The organism is Spiroplasma endosymbiont of Panorpa germanica, assembly GCF_964019765.1.
Classification (GTDB): Bacteria; Bacillota_I; Bacilli_A; order Mycoplasmatales; family Mycoplasmataceae; genus Spiroplasma_B.
The window spans coordinates 179899-192520 of the sequence record NZ_OZ026461.1 but is presented as its reverse complement, the minus strand read 5'-3'; the positions used below and the strand labels follow the sequence as shown (position 1 = coordinate 192520).

General features: G+C 31.8%; 8 protein-coding genes. All 8 read right to left on the bottom strand.

Features of this window, described 5'->3' with window-relative positions:
- Positions 1 to 10: 10 nt before the first annotated feature.
- The 8 genes from AACK87_RS00930 to AACK87_RS00895 all read right to left on the bottom strand — a co-directional run bounded on the left by AACK87_RS00930 (position 11) and on the right by AACK87_RS00895 (position 12614).
- The gene (locus tag AACK87_RS00930; RefSeq protein WP_338972654.1) at positions 11 to 634 is read right to left on the bottom strand and encodes a hypothetical protein; all 624 of its coding nucleotides are present in this window, start codon (positions 632 to 634) and stop codon (positions 11 to 13) included.
- A 1-nt stretch (position 635) separates the two neighbouring features.
- Entirely contained in the window at positions 636 to 2132 is a 1497-nt protein-coding gene (locus AACK87_RS00925) for a glycoside hydrolase family 1 protein (protein WP_338972652.1), read from the bottom strand.
- A gap of 282 nt (positions 2133 to 2414) precedes the next feature.
- Complete coding sequence (locus tag AACK87_RS00920) at positions 2415 to 4244, bottom strand: ABC transporter ATP-binding protein (RefSeq protein ID WP_338972650.1); 1830 nt, start codon at positions 4242 to 4244, stop codon at positions 2415 to 2417.
- A gap of 168 nt (positions 4245 to 4412) precedes the next feature.
- Positions 4413 to 5669 carry a formate/nitrite transporter family protein gene (locus AACK87_RS00915; RefSeq protein ID WP_338972648.1) on the bottom strand — a complete coding sequence of 419 codons (1257 nt, stop codon included), beginning with the start codon at positions 5667 to 5669 and terminating at the stop codon, positions 4413 to 4415.
- Between the two features lie 10 nt (positions 5670 to 5679).
- Entirely contained in the window at positions 5680 to 6822 is a 1143-nt protein-coding gene (locus AACK87_RS00910; RefSeq protein ID WP_338972647.1) for a formate/nitrite transporter family protein, read from the bottom strand.
- Positions 6823 to 6925: 103 nt separating this feature from the next.
- Complete coding sequence (gene thrS, locus AACK87_RS00905; protein ID WP_338972645.1) at positions 6926 to 8860, bottom strand: threonine--tRNA ligase; 1935 nt, start codon at positions 8858 to 8860, stop codon at positions 6926 to 6928.
- A 247-nt stretch (positions 8861 to 9107) separates the two neighbouring features.
- Positions 9108 to 10550: a pyruvate kinase gene (gene pyk, locus AACK87_RS00900; RefSeq protein WP_338972644.1), complete on the bottom strand. Its 1443-nt coding sequence runs from the start codon at positions 10548 to 10550 to the stop codon at positions 9108 to 9110.
- 267 nt (positions 10551 to 10817) lie between these two features.
- Positions 10818 to 12614, bottom strand: a complete 1797-nt coding sequence (locus tag AACK87_RS00895; RefSeq protein WP_338972642.1) for a cation:dicarboxylate symporter family transporter — start codon at positions 12612 to 12614, stop codon at positions 10818 to 10820.
- Positions 12615 to 12622 lie beyond the last annotated feature (8 nt).

Sequence of the window (12622 nt, the reverse complement as noted above, 5' to 3'; positions counted from 1 at the left end):
ATCTAAAAAACTAAAACAAATCTCGAGAATAATTCATTACTCTTTCAATTCTTTTCTCAATTGCTGGTATTTTTTTAGGCGGATAAATGCCCAAACTAATTTTTAATTTGAACATACTCACTAAAAAACCTAGCTGTTGTTTTTTAGTATAAACACTAGCCACATGTCTTTCTAAAAAACCTGCAATACTTCTTTTACCTTTTGATATATCCATATATTTTATTTTTGTTATTGTGTTTTGGGAATTGGTTGAAAAAACAACAGTTCTAGTGAATCACTGATCTTTTGAAAATCATTCAACCATAATTTCTTTATCTTTTTCTAATTTTTTAAGAAAGAAAGTTATGCGATTTTTGCTTTTACTCGTTACATAAAAGCCACCTTCTTCTAAATCGTTAACATTTAAATTTGGATGCAAATCTTTAGCTGTTAAATCTAAATAATTCTCAAAAACATCTTCAATAGTTGCTTTTATCTTCGCCTTACAAATAAATTTTTTAATGCGAGCTCTCTCTTCGATGACAGATGTATAGACTTGTTTGTTTATTTCTTCTCGACTTTTTTCAAAAAAAGCCAGATTTTCTTCAATGATTTTAGGATCAGTTATCCTTACATTTTTTAATTCTTTTTTCATATTATTTGTAAAATAAATCTCAACCTTCTAAAATTGACTTCAAATCTTTTTTCAATTTATCTTCGTCAATAGATAAATCCTTACCCCCAGATTTAATTACTTGGTGGTATCAAGCATAACTTAATTTTGGTTTTCTCTCCCTTATTGGTGAGTTAAAATCAACACTAACAAGACCATAATCTTTTCGATAACCTCCACTTGGAGAAAAAATATCACAATAAGTTCATAATGAATATCCTATAAAATTCACACCGGCATCTCGGGCTTTCAAAACTTCGGCAATATGAATTTTCAAGAACTCAATTCTCTTAGTATCTATTATGAGTTCTTTTGATTTATCGTCAAAGTCTCCCATTCCGTTTTCAATTATCATAAATGGCAAATCACCATATTCTGCTTTAAGTTCTAAGGCACCCGAAACTAGTCGAGATGGGTCAATTATTCAATTTCAATCTGTATACTTAACGTTCTCTTGAGGATAAATTTGTTTAAACTCTTTGACAAAGAACTCTTCACTTGGCTTTTGGATTTTAATTGTCTTGTCATCAAAGTCATAAGAACTAATATAGCATGGTCGATAGTAATTTCAACCGATGAAATCCATTGGATTTTTTTTCATGAAATCTAAATCATTTTTTGAAATTTGAAAATCGATATTTTCGCTTTTTATTCAGTCTAAAAAAACTTTAGGATAGCTCCCTTTTAAATTGGGATCTAAATATAAATTCTTAAATCATTGATTATAAACTTCGCAAGCCTTGATATCATCTTTATTATTTTCTCGCAAAGGAATTGGAGGGTTTCAGTCATGGTCAATTCCTAAAATAGCATCTTTTGACAAATAACCTTTTTCTTTAGCTATTTGAAATTCTTCTTTGGTGATTGCTGCTGTCATATTTAAATGATGCAACGCTTTAACAAAGGCTGTTTTATCTTTTCTAGCTGGTGGCATATAGTCTGATAAATAACCACTCAAAGTAAAAGTTGAGTTTTCATCATTTACAAATCATATATCAGTATATTTACCTAAATATTTAAAACAAGCTTTTACATAATTTCTAAATCACTCTAGGATTGAGCGATTTTCAAATCCCCCTTGAAGTTGGGCCCATAGTGGGGTATCTCAGTGATAGAGAATTGGAATTGGCTTAACTCCATTTTCAACAAGAGTTTTAAAAACATCATCGTGTCATTTAATTCCTTCTGGATTAATATATTCTCCATCTTTTGGAAAAATTCTTGTTCAATCAATATTGTAAACCAGACCTTGAAGTCCCATTTTATTCATTATTTTAGCATCTGTTTTGTATTTGTGGTAAAAATCAGCCGCTATTTCAATTGAATTGATTTCTCTACCCGGAATTCCGGTTGGAGGAATAACAAAGTTTCTCTTTGTGAATTCATCTCAAATCGAGTCTGTACGACCCCCTAGATTTCGACCTCCTTCAATTTGAAAGGCGTTTGTTGACGCACTAAATATAAAGTCGTTTTTTTTCATATTTCCTCTTTCCAATTGGATTTATTAACCATTTCTTATATAATAATACAGAAAAGAGGTATTTATGTTAATTTATTCAATTTTTGTTGCTATTTTCTTTCTTTTGCCATTTTTAATATGAATGATTGTAAGATTTTACGACAAAATGAAGCAGCAATTCAAATTTTGACACAGAAAGCTCATATTTTATTCTTTCGTTGTCTGTTGAGCCCTCTCTATATTATTTGTTTCCTTGGGAATTGTCTTGAGTTAAAAAAACTAGAACATTAAGTTCTAGTTTTTTTAATCCATAAGTCCTGCTAAATAAAGTTTTCTAAATCTTCCCGGAACGTTTTTTAATTCTTCAAAAGTTCCTACTTGAGATATTCCTTTTTCTTTATCAAGAACAATAATTTGATCAACATTTTTAATTGTGCTTAATTTATGAGCGATAACTACACTTGTACGGTTTTTCATCAGTTTTTCTAATTCCATTTGGATTTCGTGTTCAACAATATTATCCAACGCACTAGTAGCTTCATCTAAAATCAATAGTTGTGGGTTCTTTAAAAACAATCGAGCTATTACAAGTCTTTGCTTTTGACCTCCAGAAAACATTAGCCCATGTTCTCCTAAAATAGTCTCATACTTTTCTGGAAGTGTTTGGACATATTTGTCTAGTTGGGCTTTTTTACAAGCTTCTTCAATATCTTCTTTTGTAACATTTTCAAGTCCATATGCAACATTATAATAAATGTCTCCATACAATATTTGGGGTTCTTGCTCAACATAACCAACATTACTCAAGTAGGTTGGTAAGTGCAATTCTCTTAAATCTATTCCATTAATTAATACTCTTCCCTGTGTTGGGTCGTAGAATCTTAATAGAAGTTGTGCAAATGTAGATTTACCAACTCCAGTTTCCCCAACAAAGGCGTAACTTTTATTTTTTTCAAAAACAAAATCAATATTTGGTAAAATTTGACGATCTGGTTTTGTCGGATATGCAAACCCCAGGTTTTCAAATTTTACTTCACTAATTTTATCAATTTTAATTCCTTCTGGATCTGGAATTATCAATGGAACTGGGTCGGTAATTTCAGATAAACGCATTGCACAGTTCGCCGCCTTGGTAGCCCCTCTAAATGTCATTGTAGCATAAGAAATTGGTGCTGCTAGGGCAAATATCGAAGTTGTAAAACCAACAATTAGATTAATTACTTTATCAGGTTCTGAGTTATAAAGCAGGAAAGCTGAGATTACCATTATACTTGATAAAATCGAGACCGCAAATCCGTTAAACATTTGTAAAGTGGTTTGCAAACGAACAACTTTGTTAGCAGCTCTGTTAAAGGGTTCATGATTTTCAATAACTCTTTGAGATTCATAATTTTCTGTTCCATTAGCCTTAACTAATCTTACATTCATTAGTCGATCGGTTAGTTCTGTATCAATTTTTTGTCTGATATCTACTGAAACCAAAATTGCTCGACGATAGTAAATGAATATAACTCAAGTAGCTATAAAAATTATTAAAGTATACGAAATTGCGATCAAGGCAATCGGAACATCCATTGTCAACATTAAACAACTAGTTGTTATATACATTGAAATTAAATAAACTGCATTTAAGAAGAAGTCGTTTAAACCCAAACCAACTCCCTCAGTATCTCCAATTACTCGAGACATAATTAATCCCAATTGGTGATCATAGTAGTAGCTAACATCTTGTTTAACAAGTCTTTCAAGACATTCAATTCTTAAATTAATTTCAATTTGTTTTGCAAATAAAGAAGATGTATAGTTCCCAAAATACTCACAAGCGATCATAAAAAGAAAAATCGCTAGAATTACTCAAAGTCAACTAATTCAAGGAATGTTGACACTTCAACCAAATAGATCTTGGGTTAAATCAACACTTGAATCTACTTTATGCTGGGCTGTTAACAATACTTTTTGAATCATCATTTGTAAAAATTTAGGGATAAAAGAAAAAGCAATCGCATCCAATGCCACTGAAAGTACTATAAAAGTAAAAAGTCAAGGACTTTTTTTGACCGCAACAAAAATCGGTCTTAAAAAGCCTTTGAACTTTGAATAAGTAAAGGCTTTATCGTTTACAAACTTTGCCATTTTATCTCCCTCTATTAAATTCTTATGATTTATTTTATATATTTTAAATTATTATTACCTAAAATACAATTGAATTTAACCTATAAATATATAAATTTTAAATAAAAAAGTCCTTCCTCTTTTTAAAGAACGGTTTCCTTAAAAATTAGTAAGACTTTAATTAATTATCTAATCAGTTTTCTTTTTACTTTTGACTTTACTTTTTTTAGGTTTCATAAATACTTCTTCAACTTCAAAGTTGCTTGCAAAGTTTTCATTTAGTTTTGGTTCTGAAACAGTATTAGTTGATTCTAAAGTTGGTAGTCCTTGATTTATTGGTCCCTCGTAGTAAGCGATCAATTCTCGTAAATTTTCTTGAGCATATTCAAGTTTCATTTTTCTAGCTAAAACCTGTACGTACTCTTTATTGTTTAGGTAGTAAACGAAAGGCATTACAACTCCCCCACCAATTCAGTTACCAATAATTGATGGAATTAAAGCTACTCCTAAGAAAATCATTGAGAAACTCATATCAACTCCGCCCCAAGAATTTATAACTCCTGAAGCATTTGAAACCTCATTGAATATTGTTAAGTTTTCTGGATGAGATCACTTCATGAAAAGTAAACTTCAGAAGTAAAACATATTACTTGGTCCATGACTATAATTTGATAAAACATAAAACAGCACACAGAAGAAAGTTACCACAATTCCAACAACTGGGTTTTTATCAGCATGGGTTACCACACCAGTTCCTGATGCTAAAATCCCACAAAGAAAACCAGATATTAATGAAGCGAAGATTGCTTGAAATCAAATTCCTGTTTTAACTCCTGAGTAATCAAAATCTCCTGTACTTGTTAGTAATGGGAAGATTTTATTTCCAGCTCCAAATAGATTTTGATTAGAAATTTCTAGAACTCTTGCTGAAAAATCATTATCTTTATAAGCTCCTGTACCTAAAAATATTGTGGCCAAAATTAAAGAACCAACAAAGTTCCCAACAAGCACAGCCACCATACCTTTAAAAAGTAATCTTTTTTTTGTTACTCCCAACATAGTTGGTAGAGTGGCAAAACAGTGTCTAGTAAATAAAGCTCCTCCAAGGAAGGTCATTAGAATAACCCCTCCTGGGATAATTATTCCCGATATCATATTTCTGATTCACAAGCGTTCAGCTTGACTAGTATCTGTTCCGATTGCCTTAGTCCCATAAACTGCTGCAACAACTGCCACAGAAAATAATAGACCTCCAAGAATTCCTAATAAGAATTGTAAGGCAAAAGTATATCGAATTTTGTTTACAACTTCTCTAAATCCACCAAGTACTCCATCAGTTGCAAAACCATGGGATACATCTAGTGTTGAATAATCAATACTTTCATAATCTGAAATTTGTTTTTCGTATTTTGCCTTTAACTTGGCATTTTTTTTACTAATTTCCATAGTTTCACCTCTATTCTAATTTCTTATCTTCTTTTTTGGATTTTTTTTCTTCTTTTAAAAGTTCGTTTTGTTCTAAATGACGTTTTTTAATATCCTCAATTAGTTCAGCATCAATTGCAGCCCCAGTTGATGTAATAACAACCTGACCTTTAGCTTCTTTTAATGCAACTTGAGCACGTTCGTATATAATTTTCTTAACCAATAATTGTGTTAAATCTTTATTGTTTGAATAAAGAATTAAAGGCATAATCAATCCCCCACCCAATCAGTTTCCAAATAGTGCTGGAATAACATTAACCAATAAGAAGGCTAGTGGTGCTCATCACGCAAAGGCATGGTAGGTTTCTGGATGCTGGATATACATTATAATTCAACTTCAAAAGAAGAAGAAGTTGGCTGGACCATGGTTATATCCTGAAATAACAAAGAAACTTAAACTAAAGAACATAACAATAATTGAAGCGATTGGGTGTTTCGAAGAAAAAGTAATCGGCAATGTTGTTGAAACCAAGAAGTTACACAAAATTCCTGAGAATAATGATGAAACCATTGCAATAATTCAAAATTTTAATTCTGGCACTGCGTAACTGGCGTGTTCCAACTCTTCTCCAAATTGAAACATTTTATGAGTTATGGTATTTATCATTGCATTATAAAATGCTGTATCGGTAAATGCGCCTGTCCCCATGAAAACCAAGGGTACAATTAAAGCACCAATAATGTTACCCAATAAAGTAGCGAAAAGCGCCTTTAAGAACGGTCTGCGATCTAGAGCGTTTAGCATTACGGGTAAAGTTGCCATACTATGAGAAGTAAATAGCGATCCTCCAAGGAAAGTAATCATAATGATACCTCCAGGAAAAATTAGACCTGATAAAAGTGTTTTCAATCAACCCAAGCTTGCTGGCATTCCTTTGGTACTGTACACAACCGCCACATAAGCTGAAGCTGCAACAATTCCTCCAAGAATTCCTAGCAATATTTGCAAGTAGAAAGCATATTTTATTTTCTTGATTACTGCTGTAAATCCACCCAAAAACCCATCGGCTTGAAATCCGTGTGATACATTTAAGGCAGAATAATCAATTTTTTCTAATTCTGCTATTGTCTCATTTAGTTTGGCAATATAATTTTCATTTTCAATTTTATTCATTAAATTACACCTCTAAAAAAATAACTTTTATAATAATATCATAATTAAAATATTTTGCTAATATTTTATCAAAATAACTCTTGAAAACTATCAAGAGTTATTTTTAAAATTTTCCTTTGGAATTGATTTCGTTTTTAATTAATTCCATAAATTTATCAACTGGTAAGCAAATTTGTTCTTCACTTCCATAACGACGATAAGTAATTGTCTTGTCTTTTTGCTCGTTTTTACCTATTACAAGTTGAAATGGGATTTTATTAATTTGGGCATCCCTGATTTTGTAATTTAAGCGCTCATCGCGAGTATCAATTTCACTGCGAATAAACTCTTTTTTCAAAATTTGATGAATTTCTTCACAATATTTTATATCATTTTCCAAGTTAATTGGAATGATTTTTACTTGTTTAGGTGAACATCACAATGGAAGCACCCCTTTGGTTTGCTCTAGTAATACTGAAATAAATCTTTCATAAGTTCCAATTAAACCACGGTGAATCATTATTGGTCTTTCTAGTTCATTAATTGGGTTGATGTAATTTAAATCAAATTTCTCTGGTAACAAGAAGTCCAATTGCAGTGTTGAAACAGTAATTTCATGATTCAATGCTGTTCGGATTTGGATATCTAATTTTGGACCGTAGAAAGCAGCTTCCCCAATCATAGTTTTATAAACCAAGTTTAATTCCTTTAGAGTTTCTTCTAATTCTGCTTCTGCTTTGTTTCACATATTATCATCTGGGAAATATTTTTCCTTATCTTCTGGATCTCTGAGTGAGAGTGATAGGTAGTCAATTTGAATATCAAAAGTTCTTAGTACTTCTGTAATCAGTTTAAAACATCTTTTAAATTCATTTTTTAATTGATCAGGTCTTACAAAAATGTGAGAGTCAGTTAACTCCATGGCTCTAACTCGTTCTAAACCAGTCAAACTTCCCGAAGATTCATAACGGTGTTGTAGTGCGTGTTCTGCATATCTAATTGGTAAGTCACGATAACTTCTTGGTTGTTGTCGATAGACTGAAACGTGGTGCGGACAACTCATAGGTTTTAAAACTAATTCTTCATTTCCCATTACCATAGGGGCGAACATATCTTCGCGATAGTGATCTCAGTGACCCGAAGTTTTATATAGCTCACTTGAACCCATAATTGGAGTTTCAATTTGGATAAAGTCGTACTCTCATTCTTTTTCCATTAAATATTTTTTAATTTCTTGTTTTAAAACTGTTCCATTTGGTAATCAAATCGGCAATCCTTGACCAACCAATTGATCTAGATGAAATATTTCTAAGTCTTTTCCTATTTTTCGATGGTCATTTGCTTTACGTTCTTCTTTAACTTTTATACGGTTGTTAAATTCTTCAACTTTGAATCCACCCATACCATTAATTCTTTGTAGCATTTTATTTTTTTCATTACCCAAAAAGTAACTTCCTGAAAGTTGTTGAACCTCAATAACTTTTAGATCTGAGGTTTTGCTCAACGATGCAAAGTTTCCGATTACATATAAGTCCTTTAGTTTAAATAAAATCGCTTTTTTGTTTTTGCATTGGTGCTTTTCTAGTAGAGCAGATAAATATGGATTGTTGTTAGATACTTTTTTAAATTCCTTAGAATCGATTACCTCAACTTTGATTTCAATATTTTCCTTAATAAGTTGTTTTGCCTTATTTGAAATTTCTTCAAGAGCTTCTAATTTTAAACGTGGTTCACAATCAAAAGTTAAAGCAAACTCATCATCATCTTCAACTTCAATTTCTGCCACATTGACGCTTGGATAAAGTTCTTTGATTGCTAAAGCTGTTACTAATGCTGCTGTATTATTTACTACATTTAAAAATTGGTCATGACGGTCTGTAATTAATTCTAAATGACAATCAAAATCAATTATAAACTCACTGGCAACAATTTGTTTTTCATCAATAATTCCCCCAACAACTTTTTTGCCCAAACTGGTTGCGATTGAGGTTGCGATTTCTTTGATAGTCTGTGGTTTGTTAAATTCTCTAACCGAGCCATCTAATAGTATTATTTTCATATCTTTTTCTCCCTTAAATTTATACAAAAAAATGCTCCTTAACAAGGAGCATTTTCTGCGGTACCATCCTAAATTACAAGTTAAAAACTTGTATCTTAATTTAATTTTATCGCGTTAGCGTAATCCCTTAAAAAAGGTAGTAATTTAAATTTCGCTTACTGGTTCGCACCAAACACCAGCTCTCTGAAAATTTGAAAATTAAATTTTGTCCTTTAAGAATTAAAAAATATTAAGTTTTATTTTGATACTATTTTACAGTTATTTCTTTGATATCTTCATTTCTCACAACTAAAACTTTTTCACCAATTTTAGCTCCTCATGATTTAGCAATATCGATTAAAGCTTTTTCATCAGCGTGAATTTTGTTTATATCGTTACTGTGGTTCATGAAAATTGAATGTCAAATACCAAATGCAGTATATAGTTTAGGGTCTTCACTAACTCCCAAGATTGTTACGTTTGGTCTGAATTTTGAAACTGTTTTTAAAAGTTCACCAGTTTTAGATAATACTATTGCAAATTCATAAGTTCCTGATTTGGCTTTTTCTGCTAATTTGTCAGCAATTTTAGCTCTAGGACCTGATGTATTTTTACGAGCATTTTCTAATTGTTTTTCGTAATATAACTTACCGTAGAATTCTACTTCAGCACGTTTGTTAATTGTAGCCATTGTATCTACTGTAATAAATGGGTAATCTCCGTTTGCAGATTCTCCAGATAACATTGTTGCATCTGATCCTAACTCAGTTGCTCAATAAACGTCAGTTACCTCAGCACGAGTTGGCGCTGGGTTGTCTGTCATTGATTCTAACATTTGAGTTGCCACGATAACAATTTTACCTTTTTCACGACATTTTCTAATAATTTGTTTTTCTCAGTAAGGTACTTCATAGTAAGGAATTTCTAATCCTAAATCTCCACGAGCAACCATAATTCCATCACCAGCTTCAATAATTTCGTCAATGTTATCAATCCCTATTTGAGATTCAATTTTTGAAATAATTTGAATATGATCAGCCTTATTTTCTTTTAAAATTTTGCGAATTTCGTGCACATTTTCTGCAGTATTAACAAAACTTGCTGCTATATAATCCACACCTTGTTGAATTCCGAATTTGATATCGTTGTAATCTTTTTCAGCCAAGAAAGGTAGTGTAAAGTCGATTCCTGGTAAGTTAACACGTTTGTTAGTTTTTACTAAGTGGTGGTTAAAGGCTTTTGCTTTTACTTCCATTTTTTTAGTATCAACAGCAGTTACATACATTGTTAGTTTTCCATCGTCAACTAAAACTGTGTCTCCAACTTTAACATCTTTACTCATATCATATGACATTTGTAGTTCGCTTGCAGTACATTCTTTTTTACCAAAATCAGCAGGGTTAGTGAAAATTGTTACTTCACTTCCAGCTTTGATTTCTTGTTTTCCATCTTTCATTTTTCCAATACGGATTTCTGGTCCTTTAGTATCTAGTAAAATTGAAATTGGTTTTTTAATTTCTTTACGTAAAGTTTTGATTCATTCAATTCTTTCTCCATGCTCAGTAAAGTCGGCGTGAGAGAAGTTTAGACGAATTGTGTTCATTCCAACTTCATATAGTTTAAATAAGTTCTCTTTTGAGTGAGTACTTGGACCAATTGTTGTAATAATTTTGGTACGTTTGATTTTGTTGCTTAAATCGTGAATTTTCATTTTTATCTCCTATTTTCTTATCTTTTTGATTATAACTAAATAAATTTAAAAAATCACTAAAAATGAATATTAATATATAAAATTTTGATTAGTTTTAATATTATTGATTACACTTCAAAATGTTAGCTTTTTGATTCAAAAGGTTTAAAAACTGATTTGAATTTCGGATTTTTGAACAAAAAAAGAGCAGTTCTAATAAAATCCCTACAGCACTTTTTCTACTGGTTATTTTATCTTCAACGCTCTATTAATGTTGTTTTATTTTTGCTAAGCGCTTGGCTTAGTATTTTTCTTTTCTAATTTTAAAGCTGCCGCTTGTTTTTGTTTTAAAGCTAATTCTTTAAGTTTTTGCTCTCTAGCTTCATCTTTTTTTTGTATATTTAATTGACGCTTTTGAAGTGTCTCCATTTTTTTCTTACTAAACAATGGGGAGTCTTCTTCAAATTGACCTTCACTCACCGCCACCAGGGTATTTGCTTGTATTCCCCCGATAACATTGGCTCCAGTTCTACCCATATCAAATAAACCATCAAGTGCTCCAATTATAGCGTAAACCGAAGCATAGTAAGCCCCAAATCCTAGACCACCAAGTACACCAGCAGTTACCACAGATGAAGTTCCAGGTACCCCAGCAATTCCAAGTGAGGCGATTACTGTTGTAAATCAAGCCATCAAGAAGAAAGCCACCAAGCTAAAGCTTGCTGCTACATTGTCACTACCTGTGTATAATAAACTTGTTACTAATCCGGCTTGGACTCCCGCACAGGCTACTAATCCCATACTGGTTGAAAGTGGAGCTATAACACCAACGACGTTATCTTTTACTCTCATTTCATCTTTTAATGTTGAGATTGAAACCGGTAATGTTGCATTGCTTGATTGGGTGGCAAAACCTTGAACTAAAGGTTTTCAAGCCGCTTTTCATCAAGCTCCAACTTTAACCCCAGATAATCATACTGACAAGGTCATTAGAACCATCATAATTAAAATTGATAAGTATCCGATTCCTAATACTAACCCAATAGATTGAAGAGCTCCAATTGGTCTTGTTGTAATTGAAGTCAAGATCATTGAAATTACAGCTATTGGCATAATTTTCATAAAATTCATTAACATTGACATAATAATATCTCAACCAGTGTCCATTGAATTTCTTAATTTTTCCATTTTTTCAGGTTGACGTTTTGATAAAAGTTTTACACTGCTTCCCATTAATGCCGAGATTACCATTACAGGAATAATTAATCCAGTGGTAAATGCTGCAACAAAGTTACTTGGGACATACTCTCAAATAATTTGTGGAATTGGTTTTGTAACAGCTGAACCAGCTCCTTGAGCTTGTTGGTCTAGCTCTAAGCCTTTTCCAACTTTTAAACCATAACCAATTCAGAATGTAATAGCAAAAGCTACAGTTACATTAAGTAATAGGATTCCAACTCCTTTGATTGTAATTCTACTCAAACCAGTTACTTTTGGTTTTGAGGTTACTCTAAAGATAGCTAAGAATACCACTGGAATTGTTAGCATTAATATTCCGTTGATAAATATTTGTTTAAATAACGTTGCTCAAATTGAGAATTCACTTAATCAAAGAATTTCATTTTTTCAAACTCCATTTAGTGTTCCAACAGAATCCCCAAAAACAGCGTTTTTACCTGCAGCATCTGAGAAGATTTGATTCATGATGAACGGAAATCCTTGAGGATCTTGGCTGTGAGTTCCTATTTTTACAAAACCAGCACCAAAATCATAGTAATAATTATTTAAGTTAACTCAGTTTCCAGCCTCGGTCTTGGCTCATCATCCACCTTGACCACTAGTGAATCAACCCCCAGCAGGAAAGCCAATGATTGCTTGTATTATAACACCAAAGACTAAACCGATTGCTAATCCGATTAAAACTCGATAAACGAATTTTATTTTAACATATTTTAAGAATATTCAAAAACCAGCTATTGTTGAAAATAATATGAAAATTGCTAAAAATGATTGTCATGTACTAATTGCTAAAAAATCGCGTAATAAATTACTTTCTTTTTGCGCGCTTGCTAATAGATTAATCAACTCTACTA